Source organism: Shewanella dokdonensis, from assembly GCF_018394335.1.
Lineage (GTDB): Bacteria > Pseudomonadota > Gammaproteobacteria > Enterobacterales > Shewanellaceae > Shewanella > Shewanella dokdonensis.
Genome location: NZ_CP074572.1, coordinates 1,056,316 through 1,079,268, shown reverse-complemented (window position 1 = coordinate 1,079,268; position 22,953 = coordinate 1,056,316). Strand labels below are relative to the sequence as shown.

Genomic DNA, 22,953 nt, shown 5'->3' with positions numbered 1-22,953 from the left:
TTCCTCGGTTACTCGCCTGTGAGCATGGTGATAGTGGTTCGCATCGCTTTGATAAAACGCTCAATATCGTCAGCGTTGTTATAAACTCCCAGCGATGCGCGACAGCAACCTTTGAGTCCCAGCAACTGCATCAACGGCATAGCGCAGTGATGACCACAGCGGATGGCTACGCCTTGTTGGTCGAGCAATATCCCTACGTCCTGATGATGTTCGCCCGCAAGATTAAAGGCTAGTGCACCACTGTTGTCTGCATGGGCACCATAAAGGGTGATCCCTGGTAATGCTGCGAGTTGTTGCTGCAACTGCAACAGTAACTGTTGTTCCTGTTGTTGTACTTGGTCACGCTCAAGGCTGTTAAGAAAATCAATGGCCGCGCCTAGCCCTATTACTTCAGCAATCGGTGGCGTGCCGGCCTCCAGACGGAAGGGCAGCTCGCCAAACTCGGTATGAGCAAAACTTACGCTTTTGATCATTTCGCCGCCGGTCAGCATAGGCTCCAGGGTTTCTAATCGTGACTGGCGCCCCCACAGCACGCCAACCCCAGTCGGGCCATACATTTTATGGCCTGAAAACGCGTAAAAATCACAGCCGAGCAGCTGCACATCTACCGGTAAATGTCCAATGGCTTGCGCGCCGTCTACAACGCAGATAGCACCAGCCGCACGGATTTCCTGGGCCAAGGTTGGAATATCGTTGACGCTGCCAAGCACGTTAGAAACATGACTTAACGCAACCAGTTTGGTGGGCTGTTGCAATAACACCTTTAGGGCTTGATGATCCAGTCGCAACTCGTGGGTGAGCGGAATGGCAATGATCTCGGCACCACACCGTTGAGCCAACTGTTGCCATGGCACTAGGTTGGCATGATGGGCGGTACTATCCACCAAGATACGGTCACCGGGCTGCAACTGTTTACCAAGCCCATACGCTAATAGGTTCAGCGCTTCGGTGGTGCCATGGGTAAAAATCACCTCTTGTGGTTGTGGCGCATGAATAAATTGCTGCACTTTAAGACGTACCGCCTCAAAGGCGCTAGTGGCGGCGGCTGACAACTGATAACTGCCACGGTGAACATTGGCATTGTTGCGGCGATAATAGTCATCCATCGCTTGGATCACCCGCTCAGGTTTTTGGCTGGTGGCCGCATTATCGAGATAGCACAGCGGATAGCTGCCCATCATTTGCTGCAATAGCGGAAACTGCTGACGGATTATGGAGCTGCTCATTGGGTGGTTTATCTAAAATCAAAAGGCGCACAGATCTTCAAAGATTTGTGCGCCTAATGCAAGTTTGTTGCTCTGTTGTGGCTAAGGGCAGGGAATACGATATTGCAAACTGAGCGCTTCCAGTTCAGCCAATGCGGTTGCTGACAACGTCAGTTGTTGGCTGTCGATATTCTCCTGCAACTGCTGAGTTGTTGTCGCGCCAATGATATTGGCACCCACAAATGGCCGTGAATTTACCCAAGCTAGCGCCATCTGCGCCGGGCTCAATCCTAGCTTTCGCGCCAGTGTGACATAAGCTTCAGTGGCTTTGAGTGCTTGTTCGCTGCTGGTGTAACGGGAAAAACGTTTGAACAATGTCAGTCGTGCGCCCTCGGGCCATTGGTTATCGAGATATTTACCGCTGAGCGTACCAAACGCCAGTGGCGAGTATGCCAGTAATGGCAACTGTTCCCGATGGCTGATTTCACTCATGCCAATCTCAAAACTGCGGTTCAGCAGGTTGTAGGGGTTCTGCACGGTAATAATGCGCGGCATGCCGTGTTTATCTGCCAGTTGCAGATACTTCATCAGCCCCCAGGGGGTTTCGTTAGAAACGCCAATGTAGCGAACTTTGCCCAACCGGATCACTTCCGCCAAGGCTTCCAGTGTTTTCAGTATCGGCGTCTGTGACTCCTTCGGTTGCTGCTGGTAATAGAGTTCACCAAAGAAGTTGGTATTGCGGTGTGGCCAGTGGATCTGAAACAGATCTATGGTATCGATACCAAGACGTTGCAGCGAACAATCAACCGCAGCATGGATATTGTCCCAGTCCAAGGCCATGTTTTGCCGAATATAGTCACTTCGACCACCGGGTGCGGCAATTTTAGTGGCAATCACTAACTTGTCGCGGTTGCCACGGGATTTGAGATAATTACCGATAATGCGTTCGGTTTCTCCCTGAGTTTCCGGCATCGGCGGCACAGGGTACATTTCTGCGGTATCAATAAAATTGATACCTTCACCGATGGCCAGATCCAGTTGGGAAAAGGCTTCCGCCTGAGTGTTCTGCTGGCCCCAGGTCATGGTTCCTAAGCACAGCTTACTGACTTCCAGGTTGGAATTGGGAATACGCAAATACTCCATTGACTGCTCCCTTCGTTCCTGTTTACTTGCAAACTAGCAAGTTTTTCGCTGGCTGGACAGCCTATCTTGCCGTGTTGGCTGATTTTTATTCAAATGTCCAGCAGCATGGGGATTTCACAGGCATCATGGCCGGTATTACCCAGCGCGGATGCCAATGGTTTAAAGCCGAGTTTGTGGTACAACCGTAGTGCTTCCGGCAGCAGCGCTGTGGTTTCCAGATACATTTGCTGATAGCCAGCCGCTTTGGCTTGGGCGATACAGTATTGTGCCAGTTGTTTACCTAGCCCCAGCCCTCGAGATCTGGCTAGAAAGTACATCTTCTGTAGTTCGCAGATCTGTGGCTGACCTGTCACTTTACCTATGCCTGCGCCCCCGACCACCACGCCTTCAATCTCCAGTAACCAGTAACCGTATCCTGGCTGGCTATAAATGGCCGCCAAGTTATCCAGTGTTGGGTCGGCTACACTGTAGCCTTTGTCTGCGGTTAGCCCGTATTCGGCTGACACTTCACGGATGATGGCGGCAATAGTGGCATTGTCAGCGGTGGTCAGCGGTCGGAAAATCGTGTTGGTCATTATTTGCAGTTCTCTTAGCCCATAAGTCAGTAAAGTTCGGGAAAACGTAACGGCGCTGCTGCCATTACCAGCGCCGCGGTATAGGTACTTTCGCGGCTGGCATGGCCTTGCGTAAGTAAGCCGATAGCACCACCTGCCTGGCTTAACGTTGACGGTATTGAACATGCGATCCATGACATCCCCCAGTTCCTGCCCCTGTTCGAGCGCCTGATAAACCTTGGCGGGCAAGGGAAGATGGGCACTGCGATTGAGGCAAATGTGGTGGTTGTCAGCGATAACTACCCAAGCATAGGTATACGCCTGCGCCGCAACTAAGTCGACACCGCCTTCCATCGCCAGGTAATAATCAGCTTGGGCATGTTGCCGACACCAGTTGACGCGATTGAGGGCGCCTTGGCGGGTAGCTGCGTCAGTCATCGGCTGGTCAGCGACACCTGAAGGGGCTTTTATTCCGTCACAAATGATTTCAGCAGCAGGATGCAGTGTTGCCACAGCACTTTTGGCGGCATTGATTTTTACCGGGTTGGTAGACCCAACCACTATACGAATAACCGATTTCATAACTCTGGCTTTACGACTTCTTCAAACATTAGATAATGACTCTGTTCCATGCCTAGCGCATGGTAGGTCTGCTGTGCCCGTAGATTATCGTGTTCTACATAGAGGCGAAAACTGGCGGCGCCTCCTCTGCGGCGGCCAACTGTTTCACGGTTTGATACAGTTGCCGATAGAGGCCCTGACGCCGACAGGCGGGTGTAACATAGACGCTTTGGATCCAGTAATAGTTGGCGGCACGCCAGTCACTCCACTCGAATGTCACCATCAGCGATGCCACAATTTGCCCCTGCTGTTCCGCCACCAGATAAAAACCACGTTGGGGTTCCTCAATCATGGTGGTGACGCCGCGAGTGAGTATTGCCTCATCAAGTAACAGGCCTTCAGTTTCTTCAGCCATTGCCTGGTTAAAGGCGACCAGTGCCGCAATATCTTCGCTACGGCCCTTGCGGATATGCATAGGTTCTCTCATCAGATTGTTATTAGGGTGGTTGCACAATCTATCAGTGCACCCAAACCGGTGCAAATGGCTTTGCCAGCGTAGCTGCTTAGTCAGAAAATTTATTAGACTAAAGTCTAGTGCTGAATATAATGAAGCTGTTTTTTGAACAATCCCGGTCTCGGGTAATGTCGTCTCGTGCAGATCGGAGCAATATCATGGCACATTTATCATCTGACCCATCGGTTGTACGCCGCAGCAAAAATCGCATTCTGATCCATTTGCTGCATTTTGTGCTGACCATGCTAACGCTTGGCTTATGGGGGCCGCTATGGTGGTTGTATGCCAACCGTTGTTCAGTACAAGAAGAAGGATTTTTTCACCGTTTCGATAATGACTACTGGGACTACATCGTTGAGCGCGATGAACCGCCAGCGGCACTGCATCCTATCCGTTTTGATCTGGTCGATGAAATACGCTTTGACGCTTAAAACTCTGTAATCTCTTGCTCCCCATGTACGCAGTTACTTGGGGGCGCGTGTTAACCTCTTTGCCGTAAAGTCGCTTTATCTACAACCTGTGTATCTGACGATAACCGTTAGGTGGAAATTTTTTGCGCAGTGTAAATTATTTGTATATTGTATACAAAAATTAAAGATAAGGAACATTCAATGTCAGTATTTCAATGGAAGCAAGCTAGCGCACTGTTATGCTTGCTGCCGCTGTTGTTGCTGGGCAGTTGTGGTGATGCTCAACCGAAAACTCCGCCGTTAGTGGGCGTATGGTTGTTTGATGACACAGTTCCAGATTTTCCCGGTGTGCGCATGATAGAGATCTATGCCAGTGGCAAGGGTTATCAGGGCACAATGACAACCCGTTGGTACGGGCCTATGCCGATGAAGCAACTAAAAATCACCGGTGATAGTGCGACGTTTGAGATTTTCAACGGCAATGCTAGGGTTCCCGCGACCACTTGGCGGGCACGGTTGTTACAGGGCAAGCTACATGTTAACGGCGAGGTCTGGTATGGCAAACTGGATCATGATGCGGTGCGCGGCACTGCGGCGGATGTCGAGGCGCGACACTTCACTCTGACATCCCTGCCGGAATATGCCGAGCTGCCGCCAGATGGGCTGGCATTGACGCCGCCTATGGGCTGGAGTAGCTGGAATAAGTTTGCTGAGCATATTGACGATAAAACCGTGCGCGAAATTGCGGATGCAATGGTGAGTTCTGGCCTACGCGATGCGGGCTATGTGTATGTCAATATTGATGATGGCTGGCAGGGCACCCGGGCAGCCGATGGCTCGATTCAGGCCAACGAGCGCTTCCCAGACATGAAAGCCTTGGCCGATTATGTGCACAGCAAAGGCTTAAAGCTGGGGATCTACAGTTCGCCGGGGCCGAAAACCTGTGCTGGCTACGAAGGCAGTTACGGGCATGTGGCTCAGGATGCGCAAACCTATGCGAGCTGGGGAATTGACTATCTGAAGTACGATTTGTGTTCTGGTGAAGCCTTTTATCAGACCGGAGCCCAGATCCGGGCCAGTTATCAGGAGATGGGTCAGGCTTTGCGGGCCACTGGCCGTGCTATTGTCTACAGCCTCTGTGAGTATGGCCGCGCCGATGTTGGCAGTTGGGGGCGCAGTGTCGGCGGCCACTTATGGCGCACTACTGGCGATATTACTGATGAGTATGAGGTCATGGCGCGTCTTGGTTTTGAGCTTAATGGTAAGCCACAACATGCCGGAGCGGGCGGTTGGAATGACCCGGATATGCTGGAAGTTGGTAACGGTGGTATGACCCATGATGAATATCAGACTTATATGACCTTATGGGCGATGTCTGCCGCGCCATTGCTCATGGGGCATGATGTGCGACACATGTCTGCGGCAACGGTGGCATTACTGGAGAATCCCGAGGTGATCGCTATCGATCAAGATGTGCTGGGTGCTCAGGGGCAGTCAGTGCGTAAAGACGGCGATAGCGAAATCTGGCGCAAGCCACTAGCGGATGGCAGTGTTGCTGTGGCGTTATTCAATCGCGGTGCTCAGAGCAAAACCATGACGTTAACCGTTGCCGACAGTGGCTTGAGTGCTTGGCAAAGCGGACGTGACTTATGGCAACAGCAGGAGGTTATCCTTCAGCCCCAACTCACATTTACCGTTGCCGCGCATGGTAGCCAATTGCTACGGTTACAGGGCCAGCAATAGCCGATTCGCCACAGAGATAACAGACAGTTGGGCTAACCACCAACTGTCTGTGCTGCATTAATCTACAGCCGTTGACATAGATCATCCATTCAGCGGTGCGTTATGCTAGGCTGCGCATCATGGCTGTTTCCGGCCAGCAGAGAACATCCTCTTTCCCTAAGGTAAAAATAACATGTCTAATCATAAGCCTTCGCTGACCAGAGCACTCTGGCGCCGTTGGCAGCGTCTGCCATTGTGGCTGCAAATTCTGGCAGGAATGTCACTGGGTATTGTTGTCGGTCAGTTGTTGGGTGAACGCGCTGACTACCTCAAACCTATCGGCACTCTGTTTGTGAACACCATTAAAATGCTGATTGTGCCCTTGGTATTCTGCTCGCTGATCGTCGGTGTGACCTCCATGCAGGATACCAGCAAGATGGGGCGCATTGGCTTTAAATCATTTGCCTTCTATTTAGCCACCACCTCGATTGCCATCTCGTTAGGGTTGTTGGTTGGCGCTTTGATGGCGCCTGGCGCGGGTTTGCCATTAGCCGCACATGCAGTTGCGGCTGACAGTAAACCCGTTCCTTCGATTATGGAAACCCTGATCAACATAGTGCCAACCAACCCGGTGGCGGCACTGGCCGATGGGCAAATACTGCAAGTCATCGTGTTTGCGGTGGCACTCGGGGTAGCCTTAGTGCTGATTGGCGAGCACGGCAAACCGGCCATTCGGGTGTTTGAGAGCTTAGCCGAAGCCATGTATAAGCTGACCGACATGGTGATGAGACTGGCACCTTATGGGGTGTTTGGGTTAATGGCGTGGGTTTCCGGAAAATATGGCATGCAGATGCTCTTGCCATTGCTGAAAGTGATCGTGGCGGTATATCTGGGCTGCATATTGCACGTACTGGGGTTTTACAGCGTGGTGCTGAGTGTGTTTGCCCGCCTCAATCCGCTACAGTTCTTCAAGGGGTCAGCAACGCCCTGGCGGTGGCTTTTACCACCTCCAGTTCTGCCGGAACCTTGCCCGCCAGTATGAAGTGTGCCAGCGAATATCTCGGGGTTAATAAAAAGATTTCCAGCTTTGTGTTACCGCTGGGGGCGACCATCAATATGGATGGTACGGCGCTGTATCAAGGGGTGACCGCTCTGTTTGTGGCGCAGGCATTTGGAGTCGATCTCACTTGGGTTGACTATGCCACCATTGTGTTGACCGCAACCTTAGCGTCTATCGGTACGGCTGGGGTTCCGGGAGCGGGTTTAGTGATGCTGACACTGGTGCTAAATTCTGTCGGTTTACCCTTAGAAGGGGTGGCACTGATTGCCGGTATTGACCGAATTCTCGATATGGCGCGAACTGTTGTGAATGTGGCTGGCGACTTGGTGGCAACCACGGTAATTGCTAAATCTGAAGATGAGTTGGATCTGGAGCATTACAATGCCGATCTACAGCAAAGTGTGCGGATTGCAGAGCAAAACGCAGCAGCAGAACAACGCACCGACTGAACAATAAACTTGCAGCCGCTTAGTGGCGGCTCAAGGTGATCAGCACCATGCCACTCGGGTCGACAAGTTGCAGCGTACCGTTTTCAGTGATGGCTGTTGTCACCTGTGGCAGCAACTGCATGATCTGCTGCTCTTGTTGCATCAGTACATCAACGCAGGCTTTCATGGTGCTAGCCACGGGTTTGATTAGCAGTTGCTTGCCGTTCAGCACATAACTGCCAACGAAGTTGTTGCAGCTGTTATTGCCACTGAGCTTTCCATCGACGGCAAAGGTCAATTGTGCCGGGCTAAAATCAGCCACCGATTGGCCGCGGAGCTGTGTAATATGCCAACGACCCAACAAGGCGTTAGTGGTAACGGGTATCGCCGTCATTGATTGACAGGCACCGAGGGAGATTAGCGCCAGTGCTAACAAGGTTTTTTCAGCATTAAAGGATGTAGTCAGAGTGTCAGGCGAGACAGTTTGACGAGTTTCGCGGCGTAAATGAAGGACTACCGATAACTCTCGGCACAAAGGTTATGTTTCATCGGGCGATGTTAGCCAAAGGTAAACATCGCCCTATACATGTTAATCGTCGCGTTTGGGCAGGGATGACCGCAAGCCTGATTTGGCTTCATCCACCATGGCTACCAGTTTAGCGGTCGAATCGGGTGTGAAAAAACGATAACTGTAATCCAGTGACATTGGCAGTGGCGATTGGCCAAAGATTCGTTCCACCCGGCGTACGATATGTTCCAGATCCCGTTCCAGATCCACAAATACCAACAACACAAATTTGGTGTTGTCATAATGGGCCGCAATATCGGCGGCTCTGAGGGTGGTTAATAGCAGATTGGCTAACTCTTGGTGGCAACGTTTTAACATTTCATCATCAAAGTCACCCGTCGGCTCAAGTTCAAAGAAAATTACCCCACAGTGCGCACCAAAACGACGGCCGAGATTGAGTTGCCGCGGCGCCATCATGATAAAACCGTAATGGTTGAGCATGCCGGTGTTGGCATCCCGCATGGATAGCGCTTCAATCCGGTAGTTTTGGCACAGTAATGTCAGATCTTGCTGCAACAAGATCTGGAAGGGTTCTAACATCAATGGACTGACATGCTGGTTTTCATTGGCATGAGCATTGAGTACACACAAACAACCAAAGACCGAACCATCCGGCCAATGCACGGGACGCGAGAGAATACACAGCACACTGCGAAACTCGTCTGGATACTCATCTGAGGTGCCTTGCGTCAGATCCAGATTCAGCCCGTCAGGAGTGCTGTAGACCATGCGTTGCAGTAAGGTGGCTTCAGCATCAAAGGTTTTGCCTGGGGCAAACTGCATGCTGTTGTCGGCGGCACTGACAATCACTTCATAACCAGTATCGGTTTTTTGCAGTACAAACACCTTGTCAGCCTGATAATAGTGTTTCATCAGCTCACATTGATGCATCCACCGCACCAGGTTCAGGCCATGATTGTCATTTTCCAGTAAACTTATTCCAGGTTTAACCGATTCAGGCAGCATGGCCTTATCCTTTGTGAAGGTCAATTGGCATTAAGTGTGGAGTTGTTATAGATATTTTGCAACTTTGAGTAGGTGATGTTCCGATTATTGTCAATGTCTATGCAACAACAGTGTGTGGCAAAGGGGATATTGTCCGGTTCACCTCACTAGCGGCGCGTCAGTCGTGATAGCCAGATGATGAACAAGCGGTGAGGGTCGATGCCGAAATAAGCTCAAACCTCTTGCCAGAAAATTACGCGATTGACGGGCAGTGTTATAGGCGGATAGCGCAGGATTTGCTAGCCTTAAAGTATTGTTAATTGAGTGAGTAAAAAAGCGATGGAAACTCAGGAACTAGATACGCGGGAGTCGTTGCTTACGCTCAGCAAAACACTGAGATTATCTTCTTTTGATATGGCACGCTGGTTAGTGTCATTGCTGACATTACAGCAACAGAAATGTCGGGTAGTTGAAGCCAATGTGCAGGGGTTGGAAGGGCGGCGCTTTCTGGTACTGGCACTCGATAGCATTTTTGATTGTGGGCGTACCAATAATTACCACAGCCAGTTGGCGCTGGTGGCCGAAGAATCATGGGTGAAGGCTGCCGAAACGGTGAGTGTGACGCCATTGCCACCCCAACAGTTAGCTTTTATGTGTATGGAAAGTGCTCATTTCGATCACTGTTACTAAGCCTTCGGGCATAAAAAAACCGCCAACTGGCGGTTTTTTTAGAGCCAACGACTTACAATCCAGCGTCATCGCGTAACGCGTCAGCCTTATTGGTCTGTTCCCAAGGGAATTCGCTACGGCCAAAATGACCATAAGCAGCAGTCGCTTGGTAAATCGGCCGGGCCAGATTCAGCATTTCGGTCAAGCCATATGGTCGCAGATCAAAGTGACGGCGTACCAGCTCAATCAATTTTTCTTCTGGAAGGCGACCAGTACCAAAGGTTTCCACGCTGATCGAAGTAGGTTCAGCTACACCAATGGCATATGAAACCTGGATTTCGCAGCGATCGGCTAATCCTGCCGCCACTAAGTTTTTGGCAACATAACGGGCCGCATAAGCTGCGCTACGGTCAACTTTAGACGGATCTTTACCAGAGAAAGCACCGCCGCCATGACGTGCCATACCGCCGTAGGTATCAACGATAATCTTACGACCAGTCAAACCACAGTCACCCATAGGCCCACCAATAACAAAGCGGCCAGTTGGGTTGATGAAGAATTTGGTATTTTTGGTCAGCCATTGCTGTGGCAATATTGGCTTGATGATGGTTTCCATCACGCCTTCTTGCAACTCTTTCAGGCTGATTTCATCGCTATGCTGGGTCGACAGTACCACGGCATCAATCCCAACAATCTGGTCATCGTCATACACAAAGGTGACCTGAGATTTAGCATCTGGGCGTAACCATGGCAACAGGCCTTGTTTACGCACCAGTGACTGACGTTTAACCAGCGCATGCGCGTAAGTGATGGGCGCAGGCATCAGCACATCAGTTTCGTTACTGGCATAACCGAACATCAACCCCTGATCACCGGCACCCTGTTCTTTCGGGTCTTTACGGTCAACCCCTTGATTGATATCAGGAGATTGTTTGCCGATAGCGCTGAGTACCGCGCAGGAGTTAGCATCAAATCCCATTTCAGAACTGGTATAACCGATTTCACGGACGGTGTTACGGGTCAGTTCTTCAATGTCCACCCAAGCAGAAGTGGTGATCTCACCACCTACCATCACCATGCCAGTTTTGACATAGGTTTCACAGGCGACGCGGGCCTTAGGGTCTTGGGTGATAATGGCGTCGAGCACCGCATCAGAAATCTGATCGGCGATTTTATCAGGATGTCCTTCTGACACAGATTCAGAAGTAAACAGGTGTCTTGCCATAGTCTGGAAAATCTCGCGATTAATGAAAAATCTTTAGCTGCTGCTACATCCGTATAGAAGCATCTACATCTAGACGTCTATTCTAATTTAATTTGGGTTTTATAAAACCCCTTTTGCTGATATTTGTGCGGTAAGCCCCATCGCTATCGTTAGGAATTATGGATTTCTTTATGAATATCAGCAATTTTTAGTTATTCATGGATAGCGATAACCGCAGCAGGTGTCTTGTCAACTTTACATCTAGCGCTTAAGCCCTCAGGTTGGCGCAAGAAATTCTTGCGGTTGCTACACAACTTGTGTTGCAGAGCACACGGCTAAAGCCGGAAATATATTTGCGTCAACCGCCCCACTGCGGGAAAATAACCGCCAATTTCCGCCCGACAAATCTCAAGACCCACTACGCAGGAGAAAGCATGTCTTCCCGTAAAGAACTCGCTAACGCTATTCGTGTGTTAAGTATGGATGCAGTGCAAAAAGCTAAATCCGGTCACCCAGGTGCCCCAATGGGCATGGCTGATATTGCAGAAGTCCTCTGGCGTGGGCATCTGCGGCACAATCCGCTTGATCCACAATGGGCTAACCGCGACCGTTTTGTGTTGTCCAACGGCCATGGTTCTATGCTGCTTTATTCACTGCTGCATCTGTCTGGTTATGATCTGAGCATTGACGATCTGAAACAGTTTCGCCAGTTACATTCTCGCACCCCAGGCCATCCTGAATACGGTTATGCGCCAGGTGTTGAAACTACCACCGGGCCTTTAGGGCAGGGCATCACCAATGCCGTGGGGATGGCGCTTGCCGAAAAAGTGTTGGCGGCGCAGTTCAACCGAGAAGGCCACGAGATTGTGGATCATCACACTTATGTGTTCATGGGTGATGGCTGTATGATGGAAGGTATCTCGCACGAAGCTTGTTCATTGGCCGGAACGCTGGGCTTAGGCAAGCTGATTGCCTTCTGGGATGACAACGGTATTTCAATTGACGGTCATGTGGAAGGCTGGTTCACTGACGACACCGCGAAGCGTTTGAAGCCTACGGCTGGCAGGTGATCCCGGCGGTGGATGGCCATAATGCGGCAGCGATTAACGCGGCTATCGAGCAGGCTAAAGCCGATCCACGACCATCGCTGATCTGCTGTAAAACCATCATCGGTTATGGTTCACCTAACAAATCAGGTTCTCATGACTGTCACGGCTCACCACTGGGCGATGCTGAAGTGGCAGCTTCTCGGGAATTTTTGGGCTGGCCGTATGCGCCGTTTGAAATCCCGGCCGAAATTTATAGCGCGTGGGATGCCAAAGCGGCAGGTAGCGCGGCAGAATCAGCTTGGGACAAACAGTTTGCAGCCTACGCTGCGGCATATCCTGAGCTGGCGGCTGAACTGAAACGCCGTGTCAGTGGCCAGTTGCCAGCCGATTTTGCGGCAGGCGCGCAGGCGTATATCGAACAGTTGCAGGCTAATCCTGCCAATATCGCCTCACGTAAGGCGTCGCAAAATGCGCTGGAAGCCTTCGGCAAATTACTGCCAGAATTCCTCGGCGGCAGTGCTGACTTAGCGCCTTCTAACCTGACCATGTATTCCGCTTCCAAGTCTATTAGCCGCGATGATGCGTCCGGTAACTATCTGCACTACGGGGTGCGTGAGTTCGGTATGTCGGCGATGATGAACGGTATCGCGCTGCATGGTGGCTTTGTGCCTTACGGTGCGACTTTCCTGATGTTTATGGAATATGCGCGTAATGCTCTACGTATGGCCGCGCTGATGAAACAGCGGGTGATTTTTGTGTATACCCACGACTCTATTGGTCTGGGGGAAGACGGCCCAACCCATCAGCCAGTTGAGCAAACGGCCACATTACGCCTGATGCCTAACATGAGCACTTGGCGGCCATGCGATCAGGTGGAATCGGCTATTGCCTGGAAATATGCTATCGAACGTCAGGATGGGCCAACCTCGCTGATTTTCTCCCGCCAGAATCTGACGCAGATGCCACGCACTGCGGTGCAACTGGCCGATGTGGCGAAAGGCGGTTATGTGCTGGTGGATTGTGATGGCACACCTGAACTTATCTTTATCGCCACCGGTTCCGAAGTGGAACTGGCGGTCAAAGCGCAGGCAGAACTGAGCGCCGCTGGACATAAGGTGCGAGTAGTTTCTATGCCTGCCACTGATGTGTTCGACAAACAGGATGCGGCCTATAAAGAAGCCGTATTACCCGCCGCTGTCAGCAAACGTGTAGCCGTTGAAGCGGGCATTGCCGATTACTGGTACAAGTATGTTGGTCTTAACGGCAAGATTGTCGGCATGACCACCTTTGGTGAGTCAGCGCCTGCGGGTCAGTTGTTTGCAGAGTTCGGCTTTACCGTTGATAACGTGGTGGCCACAGCGAAATCATTGCTGGCATGAACCACAACTGAACGGAAGGCTTGATGAGGTTTTGCTTCACTCGCCATTCATAACGGCCTGTCTTATGATAGGCCGTTGTTTTATCGCCCTGAAACCGAGGGATATGAATTACAGATGATCAGAGTTGCTATCAATGGTTATGGCCGCATTGGCCGCTCCGTGTTACGGGCCTTGTATGAATCCGGCAAGCGCCAACAGTTGCAGATTGTAGCGATTAACGAGTTGGCAAAACCCGAAGCCATGGTACACCTGACGAACTATGACACCACTCATGGTCGCTTCTCGCTCCGTGCCAGCTTGGAACAGGAGCAGATGCTGGTGGGGAATGACGCAATTACCCTATTACACCAAGCGGATGCTAGCCAATTGCCCTGGCAGGCGCTGGATGTGGATCTGGTGCTGGAATGTACTGGCGCACTGCATGACCGCGCCGCCTGTGCCACGCATTTGTTGGCGGGGGCGCGCAAGGTACTGATAAGTCACCCGGCGTCAGCGGATGTGGATGCCACTATTGTTTATGGCGTGAACGATGAACTGTTGACTCCAGAACATACCGTGGTGTCCAACGCTTCATGTACCACTAACTGTGTGATCCCGGTGATCTCGGAATTGGATCGTCACTTTGGCATTCGCAGCGGCGCGATTACCACCATTCACGCCTCCATGAACGATCAGCAAGTGATTGATGCCTATCACGATGACTTGCGGCGTACCCGTGCGGCCAGTCAGTCGATTATTCCGGTCGATACCAAGTTAGCGCGTGGGATTGAACGTATTTTGCCGCAGATGAAAGACAAGTTTGAAGCTATCTCAGTGCGGGTGCCAACCGTTAACGTCACGGCGATTGATGTGTCGTTGACCGTGGATAAACGAGTGAATATTGCCACCGTTAACCAAGTATTGCTCGATGCCACCCGTGGCCGTCTTGAAGGCATTCTGGGCTTTACCGATGAGCCTTTGGTATCATGCGACTTTAATCATGATCCGCGTTCCAGCGTGGTAGACGGTACGCAAACCCGAGTCAGTGATGGTCACCTGATCAAGCTGCTACTCTGGTGTGATAACGAATGGGGTTTTGCTAATCGGATGCTGGATACCGCGCTGGCGATGTTTCCGCCAGAGGCATAACTTTTGGGGTAGTGCTTGACCGCTACCAAGACAAGCGCAAATTTTTAGTTAGTATAGGAAGCATGAACATGGCGATTATCAAAATGTCAGATCTGGATCTGCAGGGAAAGCGTGTGCTTATCCGTGAAGATCTTAACGTGCCGGTTGCCGATGGGGTGGTCACCAGTGATGCACGTTTGCGTGCCTCTTTGCCCACTATCAAACTGGCACTGGAAAAAGGTGCGGCAGTGATGGTGATGTCTCATCTTGGACGGCCAACAGAAGGCGAATACAACGCAGAATTTTCGCTGCAACCAGTAGTGGATTATCTGGCTAAAGCGCTGGCTTGTCCGGTGCGATTAGTCACCGATTACCTAGACGGTGTTGAGGTCGCAGTGGGCGAAGTGCTGGTGTTTGAAAACGTCCGCTTCAACAAAGGTGAAAAGAAAAACGATGAAACGCTGTCGAAGAAAATGGCGGCGCTTTGTGATGTTTATGTGATGGATGCATTCGGTACTGCTCATCGCGCCCAGGCATCCACCCACGGTGTCGGTATGTTTGCGCCAGTGGCCTGTGCTGGCCCACTGCTCGCGGCCGAATTGGAAGCGCTGGCTAAGGCGATGGATAACCCGAAACGGCCGTTGGTTGCTATTGTCGGTGGCTCCAAAGTGTCCACCAAGCTGACGGTGCTGGAAAGCCTGTCCAAGATCGTTGATCAGTTAGTGGTGGGTGGCGGCATTGCCAATACCTTTATCGCGGCGGCGGGTCATAATGTCGGTAAGTCACTGTACGAAGCTGACTTGCTTGATGAAGCGAAACGGTTGGTCGCCAATGCGCAGCGTCGTGGTGGCGATATTCCCGTGCCAACCGATGTGGTGGTAGGCAAGGAATTCAGCGCCGATGCGGTTGCCACGTTAAAGGATGTGGCTGATGTTGCCGATGATGACATGATTTTTGATATCGGCCCCGACAGTGCTGAAGCATTGGCCGAGATCATCATGCAAGCGGGCACCATAGTATGGAACGGCCCGGTAGGCGTATTTGAATTTGACCAGTTCGGTGCTGGTACTCAACGCATTGCGGCGGCAATTGCCGCATCTCCAGCCTTTTCTATTGCTGGGGGGCGATACCCTGGCGGCAGTGGACAAATACCAGATTGCTGACAAGGTTTCCTATATTTCAACCGGTGGAGGTGCCTTCTTGGAATTCCTCGAAGGGAAAGAACTGCCAGCTGTGGCGATGTTACAGGCCCGTGGCAACTGAAATAAAAACACATCATAAGCTGTCGGCCATGACCGGCAGCGCTATCATACAGCTTATAGACAATCGGACCCGGGCAAGCGTATTGCCCAAGAATGGAGATAACAGATTATGGCCTTAATTTCCCTGCGCCAGTTGCTGGATCACGCCGCTGAACACAGCTATGGCGTACCAGCGTTTAACGTGAATAACCTGGAACAGATGCGCGCTATTATGCAGGCGGCGGAAGCCACTGACAGTCCGGTCATCGTGCAGGCTTCTGCCGGTGCTCGTAAATATGCCCGCCCACAATTCCTGAAATATCTGATGACTGCCGCACTGGAACAGTACCCCGATATCCCAGTGTGTATCCATCAGGATCACGGCACTCACCCAGACGTATGTCAGCGTTCTATCCAGTTGGGCATGTCTTCTGTGATGATGGACGGTTCACTGATGTCTGATGGGAAAACCCCAGCCACTTATGATTACAACGTGCATGTGACCCGCACAACGGTTGCCTTTGCCCACGCTTGTGGGGTGTCAGTGGAAGGTGAAATCGGTTGTCTTGGCAGTCTGGAAACCGGTACTGCCGGTGAAGAAGACGGCATTGGCGCTGAAGGTACCCTGAGCCATGATCAGATGCTGACCAGCCCAGATGAAGCGGCTCGGTTTGTGGCCGATACCCATGTGGATGCCTTGGCGATTGCCATCGGCACCAGCCACGGCGCTTACAAATTCAGCCGTAAACCTACTGGCGATGTTCTGCGTATCGACCGCATCAAAGAGATCCATGCCCGTATTCCTAACACCCATTTGGTGATGCACGGCTCTTCATCCGTACCGCAGAAATGGTTGCAGATCATCAACCAGTACGGTGGTGACATGCCAGAAACTTACGGTGTTCCAGTCGAAGAGATTGTAGAAGGCATCAAGCACGGCGTGCGCAAAGTGAATATCGATACTGACCTGCGCTTGGCATCAACTGGTGCCGTGCGTAAATTCCTAGCGGAAAATCCGCGGGAGTTCGACCCACGCAAATTCCTTAAAGCTTCTATGGAAGCTATGGCGGAAATCTGTGTGGAACGCTATGAAGCGTTTGGCTGTGCGGGTATGGGCTCTAAGATCAAGCCGCTGTCATTGCAGGCGATGTACAAGCGTTATCAGACTGGTGAGCTGGATCCACAAGTTAACCGCTGATAACTGCTTGTTAATGATAAAAAAGCCCGCATTTGCGGGTTTTTTTATGGCGCCGATAGCAGGTTAATTACTGCGGGGGCGCAGCATGATGATGACAATGGAAACCAGCGCTAGCACCATGCAATACCAAACATCGGCGACCGCCTGTAGTGGTGATATCTTGAAATTCGAGGCGATTAACAAGGCTTGCGCCCCATAAGGGATTAACCCCTGAATAATGCAGGCAAAAATATCCAGCACACTGGCCGCTCGTTTGGCACTGACAGCGTTTTGCTGCGCTAGCTCGCGGGCAATATCACCGTTGATCACGATCGACACAGTATTGTTGGCAACACAAGTGTTGGTGAAGGCTACCATTCCGGCCATCCCCAGCTCAGCCGCGCGGCTGGAGTTGTCACCACGATGGCGAGAAAAACGGCGGATTAAACCTTCAATGCGTTGATTGATAAACGCCAGCCCACCTTGCTGCTGCATCAGCGCCGCCAGCCCACCGACTAACATCGACAGTACAAAGATCTCCTGCATATTGCCAAAACCTTGGTAGATATCATTGCTGAACGTCACCAGGCTATAATCGCTGCTGTAGATGCCGACTCCGCCCGCAAACAGTATCCCTAATACCAACACCACGAACACATTCACGCCCGCCACGGCTAGCAGCAGAATACTGATATAAGGCAGCACTTTTATCACATCTATTTGCTGCATAGGAACCGTGGCATTGCCTTTTGAGGCCAAGGTAAACAGCACTAACGTGATGATGGCGGAGGGAATGGCGAAGATCAGGTTTTCACGGAATTTATCGCGCATATAGCACCCTTGGGTGCGGGTAGCTGCAATAGTGGTATCGGAAATAATCGATAGATTGTCACCAAAGAAAGCGCCGGACATTACCGCTCCGGCCATCAGTGTCAGGTCAATATTAGCTTCTTCGGCAATGCCCAGCGCTATCGGTGCCACTGCGGCAATAGTGCCCATGGAGGTGCCCATCGCGGTAGCAATAAAGGCGGCAATCACAAAAAGCCCGGTAGCAGCAGTTGTGACGGAATAAACTGTAGCCCCAGCGCCACCGTGGCATCCACACCCCCGTAGCCTTGGCAACCGAGGCAAAGGCGCCTGCCAGCAGATAAATCAGACACATAGCAATAATATTGCTGTGGCCAATCCCGGCCATAAAGGTATCCAGCGTCTGATTTAATTGCTGCTTAGACAGCAGCACGGCCAATACAATTGCTGGCAAAATGGCTACCGGGCTTGGCAACTGGTAAAACGCCATCGCTACGCCATTGGCTTGAAAATACAGCCCGGCACCAACAAACAGTAGCAAAAACAACAATAACGGTAATAGCGCTATTGCTGATGGTGCAACTGTAGACTTAGTGTTTGTAGTCAAAATCTTCTTCTCAGTGTTTGCATGCCGCTGTGCAATCACAGCGGTTTAAATGTGGCGAGTGACTGCACTTTTCATGGCAGTGATTGGCGCAGCATAGGGTATCAGTCGGGGACTGTCAATTTAGCCATCTAGATGTTTTTACTTCTATATATGATATTTTGCTGAGTGAGCTGTTTACCAACAGTGCTTACACTGACAATCCCATCGGCAATGGGTAGAATAAGCAGCAGTTGTCACGCGCAGGAACGGCTTTATGCACATACATATTTTAGGAATTTGCGGCACCTTTATGGGCGGGTTAGCCATACTGGCGCGCGCCATGGGCCACAAGGTGACTGGCGCTGATGCCAATGTTTACCCACCGATGAGCACCCAACTGGAACAGCAAGAAATTGCGTTGATCCAAGGGTTTGAACCGTCACAGCTGCAACCTGCACCGGATTTAGTGGTGATTGGCAATGCCATGAGCCGTGGTAATCCGTGCGTGGAGGCGGTGCTGGAACAGGGGCTGAAATACACCTCTGGCCCACAGTTTTTGCACGATTACATTCTGCCGGGACGTTGGGTGCTGGCGGTTTCTGGAACCCATGGCAAAACATCTACCTCCAGTATGTTGGCGTGGATTTTGGAATCCTGCGGTTATCAGCCAGGTTTCCTTATTGGCGGTATACCGCGTAATTTCGGCGTATCGGCGCGTTTGGGTGATTCCCCATTTTTTGTGGTGGAAGCTGACGAATATGACAGCGCTTTCTTTGATAAACGTTCCAAATTTGTGCATTACCAGCCGCGAACCTTGGTGATCAACAATCTGGAATATGATCATGCGGATATTTTCGAAGACTTACATGCCATCCAGAAGCAGTTTCAGCATCTGTTGCGCATCGTTCCCGGCAATGGCCGGGTGATTTGGCCGCAAGACAGTAACGCCGTGGCCGAAGTTGTAGCTCAAGGATGTTGGAGTGAGCAGGAAACTATCAGTCACAGCGCTGACCAGGGCGACTGGCAGGTGCAGCCATTGGCTGAAGATGGACACCGTTTTGAGCTGCATCTGGCCGGGCAATCGCAAGGGGTGCTGGAATGGTCATTGCTCGGTAAACACAATATGGAAAACGCTTTAATGGCGGTGGCGGCGGCCCGGCATGTTGGCGTAAAACCGGCCGATGCCATTGCGGCTCTGGCGGCGTTTATTCCGCCTAAAAGGCGACTGGAGCTGATTGGCAATATCCATGGAGTTCAGGTATTTGATGATTTTGCACATCATCCAACGGCGATTGCCACCACCTTGCAGGGCTTACGGGCGAAAGTGGGCAAGGGGCATATCACGGTAGTGCTGGAGCCTCGTTCCAACACCATGAAAAGCGGCGTGCATAAGGCGACCTTAGCGGGATCTATGCACGATGCTGATAATGCCGTGCTGTATCAGGCAGAAAATATCCGTTGGGACATCGCCGCCGCAATGGACCATGCCAGTATCCCAGTCACTGTGCTGTATAGCATTGACGATGTGGTGCTCAAGGTGGCGGCAGAAGCTAACCCTGGCGACACCATAGTGATCATGAGTAATGGTGGCTTTGGTGGTATTCATGGCAAATTGTTGACGGCACTCGATGCCAAATTTAATGCGGAGGCGCAGCGATGAAGAGCATCAGTCTGGCGTGGACCGGTGCTTCTGGTGCTCCGTATGGGCTAAAGCTGTTGCAGTGCTTGCTGCAAGCGGATTATCAAGTGTTCCTGATGATTTCCAGCGCCGCCCGCGTGGTGTTGGCGCAGGAGTTGGACATTAAGCTCAGCGCCGCGCCAGATAAAGCGACTGAACAGCTGCGTGCCATCATGCCAGCAAGCGGAACGTTGCGAGTATTGGGTAAGGATGAATGGTTTTCACCGCCGGCATCGGGTTCTGCTGCGCCAAAGCAGATGGTGATCTGCCCATGCTCCACGGGTACCTTAGCGGCAGTCGCAACGGGGATGAGCAACAATCTGTTGGAACGAGCCGCCGATGTGGTATTGAAAGAACGCGGCCAACTGTTGCTGGTGCCAAGAGAAACACCGTTCAATGCTATCCATCTGCAACACATGTTGAGCTTGACGCAACTGGGCGCGGTTATTCTGCCAGCCGCGCCAGGTTTTTATCACCATCCCAAATCGGTTCAGGATCTGGTAGACTTCGTCGTCGCCCGGATCCTCGACCATCTGGGTATTGCACATTCATTAACGAGCCGCTGGGGCTATGACACGCCGGTTAGCGGTGGCATCGAAGACTGAGATATCTATGAAACACACCATCGAAATGATGATCTCCGCGGAAGAGATAAATAGTAAACTGGATGAACTGGCGGCGCGCATCAACGTCCATTACCAGGATACCGACAAGCTGCTGATGGTGGGCTTGCTTAAAGGGTCGGTGATATTTATGGCAGACCTGTGCCGCCGTATCAAAGGCCATGTGGAGATCGACTTTATGTCAGTGTCCAGCTATGGCAACACCATGACCAGCTCCCGCGATGTAAAAATCCTCAAAGATGTGCAGTCCGACATCGCCGGGCGCCATGTTCTGATTGTGGAAGACCTGATCGACTCCGGTAATACCCTTAATAAAGTGCGTGAAATGCTGCGTTTGCGCGATCCTAAAAGCTTGGCGTTGTGCACCTTGCTGGATAAACCTGATCGTCGTGAAGTTGATGTGCCGGTAGATTTTGTCGGCTTTACCATTCCCGATGAATTTGTGGTAGGTTATGGCATCGATTATGCGGAGCAATACCGCAATCTCCCTTATATCGCTCGGGTTATTCCCCAGGAATAAAACTGCGTTTAGCGGTTTTTATAGACAATCTGACTCCCGCAATCGCGGGAGTTTTGTTTTATTCAACAGAGGACCCAACAGATGACAGCAGGTGTGGCGCTGGCGCTGGAAAACCTTAAAAGACCTACAAGGGCGGCGTTGAGGCCGTCAAAGGCATCAATCTTGCGGTGCAGCAGGGCGATTTTTTCGCCTTGCTTGGCCCCAATGGTGCCGGTAAATCAACCACCATCGGCATTATCAGTTCGCTGGTACATAAAACCAGTGGCAAGGTTGCGGTGTTTGGGCACGATCTGGATAAAGAGCTGGAGCTGGCCAAACTGTGTATTGGTTTGGTGCCGCAGGAGTTCAACTTCAACCAGTTTGAAACGGTATTACAGATAGTGGTGAACCAGGCGGGCTACTATGGCGTGCCGCGTGCCGAAGCCCATGTGCGGGCACAAAAGTATCTGACGCAGTTGGATCTGTGGCAAAAACGCCACGCTAAGGCGCGGGAACTCTCCGGCGGCATGAAGCGGCGGCTGATGATTGCTCGGGCGCTGATGCATGAACCGCAGTTGTTAATTCTTGATGAACCAACCGCGGGAGTGGATATCGAGTTACGCCGCTCCATGTGGGAGTTCCTGCAACGTATTAACCAGCAGGGCGTCACTATCATCTTAACCACCCATTATCTGGAAGAGGCTGAAATGCTCTGCCGTAACATCGGCATTATCGATAACGGCGTGTTAGTGGAATGCACCAGCATGAAAGCCTTGCTGGCCAAACTGGATATGGAAACCTTTGTGCTGGATCTTAAACAGCCACAACCGCAATTACCTGCGTTGGCGGGCATCCAGGCACGGCTTATCGACCCTAATACGCTAGAGGTGGATGTCGCTAAGTCCAATAGCCTCAACAGCGTTTTTGCGGCGCTGACTGAGCAGGAGATTGATGTACTGTCGATGCGTAACAAAACCAATCGGCTAGAAGAACTCTTTGTAGAATTGGTGGAACGGGATAAAGGAGCCAGCGCATGAGAGGCCTGTATTTTATTGCCTTCAAAAGCATTGTCATTAAAGAGATCACCCGTTTTACCCGTATCTGGATCCAGACGCTATTGCCACCGGCAATCACCATGACCTTGTACTTTCTGATTTTTGGCAGTCTGGTGGGCAGTCGGATTGGTGAAATGGGCGGCGTATCTTATATGGAGTTTATTGCCCCTGGGCTGATCATGATGTCGGTGATCACTAACTCCTATTCCAATGTGGCTTCGTCCTTTTTCAGTGCTAAATTTCAGCGCAATCTGGAAGAATTGCTGGTCGCGCCAGTGCCGCATTATGTGATGATCGCAGGCTATATTGCTGGTGGGGTAGCCCGTGGTCTGTTGGTGGGCCTCATTGTTACCCTAGTGGCAATGTTCTTTGTGGATCTGCATCTACAACATCCACTGTTGGTGGTGATTACGGTATTTCTGACCTCGGTGCTGTTTGCACTGGGCGGGCTCATTAATGCGGTTTTTGCCCGTAACTTTGACGATATCAGTATTATTCCCACCTTTGTGCTGACGCCGTTGACCTATTTGGGCGGGGTGTTTTATTCGCTGTCGCTGTTACCGGATTTTTGGCGAGGGGTGTCGGCATTGAATCCTATCGTTTACATGATCAATGTGTTCCGCTACGGCTTTCTTGGTTTTGCGGATATCAGTATTGGGTTCTCGATGACTGTGATTATCGGTTTCTGCGTCGGCTTATGGTTGCTGGCATACTATCTGGTATCGCGTGGCATTGGTTTGCGCACCTGATATCTCTGGCTCAGGGACGA

The 22,953-nt window shown here is 51.4% G+C and carries 15 protein-coding genes and 7 pseudogenes; 13 read left to right on the top strand and 9 right to left on the bottom strand.

What is annotated here, in order from left to right; translation table 11 throughout:
* Positions 1–8: 8 nt before the first annotated feature.
* The 5 genes and pseudogenes from KHX94_RS05170 to KHX94_RS05150 form a co-directional block, all read right to left on the bottom strand.
* Positions 9–1,226: an aminotransferase class V-fold PLP-dependent enzyme gene (locus KHX94_RS05170; RefSeq protein ID WP_213682629.1), complete on the bottom strand. Its 1,218-nt coding sequence runs from the start codon at positions 1,224–1,226 to the stop codon at positions 9–11.
* A gap of 81 nt (positions 1,227–1,307) precedes the next feature.
* On the bottom strand, positions 1,308–2,348 hold the full coding sequence (locus tag KHX94_RS05165) for an NADP(H)-dependent aldo-keto reductase (RefSeq protein WP_213682628.1): 1,041 nt from the start codon (positions 2,346–2,348) through the stop codon (positions 1,308–1,310).
* 89 nt (positions 2,349–2,437) lie between these two features.
* Complete coding sequence (locus KHX94_RS21405) at positions 2,438–2,923, bottom strand: GNAT family N-acetyltransferase (RefSeq protein ID WP_213682627.1); 486 nt, start codon at positions 2,921–2,923, stop codon at positions 2,438–2,440.
* 26 nt (positions 2,924–2,949) lie between these two features.
* Positions 2,950–3,484: pseudogene (gene yjjX, locus KHX94_RS21400) on the bottom strand (inosine/xanthosine triphosphatase).
* Positions 3,481–3,938, bottom strand: a pseudogene (locus KHX94_RS05150) (GNAT family N-acetyltransferase). Before KHX94_RS05150 ends, yjjX begins: the two co-directional pseudogenes overlap by 4 nt.
* Before the next feature lie 197 nt (positions 3,939–4,135).
* Here KHX94_RS05150 and KHX94_RS05145 point away from each other — a divergent pair.
* The 3 genes and pseudogenes from KHX94_RS05145 to KHX94_RS05135 all read left to right on the top strand — a co-directional run bounded on the left by KHX94_RS05145 (position 4,136) and on the right by KHX94_RS05135 (position 7,618).
* Positions 4,136–4,408, top strand: a complete 273-nt coding sequence (locus KHX94_RS05145) for a hypothetical protein (protein ID WP_213682626.1) — start codon at positions 4,136–4,138, stop codon at positions 4,406–4,408.
* 180 nt (positions 4,409–4,588) lie between these two features.
* On the top strand, positions 4,589–6,130 hold the full coding sequence (locus KHX94_RS05140; protein WP_213682625.1) for a glycoside hydrolase family 27 protein: 1,542 nt from the start codon (positions 4,589–4,591) through the stop codon (positions 6,128–6,130).
* 172 nt (positions 6,131–6,302) lie between these two features.
* A pseudogene (locus tag KHX94_RS05135) lies at positions 6,303–7,618 on the top strand (dicarboxylate/amino acid:cation symporter).
* Positions 7,619–7,637: 19 nt separating this feature from the next.
* Here KHX94_RS05135 and KHX94_RS05130 read toward each other — a convergent pair.
* Together KHX94_RS05130 and KHX94_RS05125 are read right to left on the bottom strand one after the other, a co-directional pair.
* Entirely contained in the window at positions 7,638–7,991 is a 354-nt protein-coding gene (locus tag KHX94_RS05130; RefSeq protein ID WP_213682624.1) for an META domain-containing protein, read from the bottom strand.
* 195 nt (positions 7,992–8,186) lie between these two features.
* Positions 8,187–9,131, bottom strand: coding sequence for a GGDEF domain-containing protein (locus KHX94_RS05125; RefSeq protein ID WP_213682623.1), 945 nt, complete (start codon positions 9,129–9,131; stop codon positions 8,187–8,189).
* Between the two features lie 303 nt (positions 9,132–9,434).
* On the opposite strand from KHX94_RS05125, the gene KHX94_RS05120 reads away from it, so the two are divergent.
* Complete coding sequence (locus tag KHX94_RS05120) at positions 9,435–9,800, top strand: hypothetical protein (protein ID WP_213682622.1); 366 nt, start codon at positions 9,435–9,437, stop codon at positions 9,798–9,800.
* A gap of 52 nt (positions 9,801–9,852) precedes the next feature.
* Here KHX94_RS05120 and metK read toward each other — a convergent pair whose 3' ends face one another.
* Positions 9,853–11,004: a methionine adenosyltransferase gene (gene metK, locus KHX94_RS05115; protein WP_213682621.1), complete on the bottom strand. Its 1,152-nt coding sequence runs from the start codon at positions 11,002–11,004 to the stop codon at positions 9,853–9,855.
* 413 nt (positions 11,005–11,417) lie between these two features.
* On the opposite strand from metK, the pseudogene tkt reads away from it, so the two are divergent.
* The 4 genes and pseudogenes from tkt (at position 11,418) to fba (ending at position 16,957) form a co-directional block, all read left to right on the top strand.
* Positions 11,418–13,411 (top strand): annotated as a pseudogene (gene tkt / locus KHX94_RS05110) (transketolase).
* A gap of 114 nt (positions 13,412–13,525) precedes the next feature.
* Entirely contained in the window at positions 13,526–14,539 is a 1,014-nt protein-coding gene (epd, locus tag KHX94_RS05105; protein WP_213682620.1) for an erythrose-4-phosphate dehydrogenase, read from the top strand.
* 68 nt (positions 14,540–14,607) lie between these two features.
* A pseudogene (locus tag KHX94_RS05100) lies at positions 14,608–15,781 on the top strand (phosphoglycerate kinase).
* Positions 15,782–15,889: 108 nt separating this feature from the next.
* Positions 15,890–16,957, top strand: a complete 1,068-nt coding sequence (gene fba, locus KHX94_RS05095; RefSeq protein WP_213682619.1) for a class II fructose-bisphosphate aldolase — start codon at positions 15,890–15,892, stop codon at positions 16,955–16,957.
* Between the two features lie 63 nt (positions 16,958–17,020).
* Here the strand turns inward: fba and KHX94_RS05090 are convergent.
* Positions 17,021–18,350 (bottom strand): annotated as a pseudogene (locus tag KHX94_RS05090) (Na+/H+ antiporter NhaC family protein).
* A gap of 253 nt (positions 18,351–18,603) precedes the next feature.
* On the opposite strand from KHX94_RS05090, the gene mpl reads away from it, so the two are divergent.
* From mpl to KHX94_RS05065, 5 genes and pseudogenes are all read left to right on the top strand, one after another.
* A complete protein-coding gene (mpl, locus tag KHX94_RS05085; RefSeq protein ID WP_213682618.1) occupies positions 18,604–19,989 on the top strand; it encodes a UDP-N-acetylmuramate:L-alanyl-gamma-D-glutamyl-meso-diaminopimelate ligase in 1,386 nt (461 codons plus the stop codon).
* Complete coding sequence (locus KHX94_RS05080; protein WP_213682617.1) at positions 19,986–20,612, top strand: flavin prenyltransferase UbiX; 627 nt, start codon at positions 19,986–19,988, stop codon at positions 20,610–20,612. The genes mpl and KHX94_RS05080 overlap by 4 nt, the downstream gene beginning before the upstream one ends.
* A gap of 7 nt (positions 20,613–20,619) precedes the next feature.
* Positions 20,620–21,150, top strand: coding sequence for a hypoxanthine phosphoribosyltransferase (gene hpt, locus KHX94_RS05075; protein ID WP_213682616.1), 531 nt, complete (start codon positions 20,620–20,622; stop codon positions 21,148–21,150).
* A gap of 81 nt (positions 21,151–21,231) precedes the next feature.
* Positions 21,232–22,166, top strand: a pseudogene (locus KHX94_RS05070) (ABC transporter ATP-binding protein).
* Positions 22,163–22,933 (top strand): ABC transporter permease, encoded by a 771-nt coding sequence (locus KHX94_RS05065; protein WP_213682615.1) that lies wholly within the window; start codon positions 22,163–22,165, stop codon positions 22,931–22,933. Before KHX94_RS05070 ends, KHX94_RS05065 begins: the two are co-directional and overlap by 4 nt.
* The last annotated feature ends 20 nt before the right edge of the window (positions 22,934–22,953 follow it).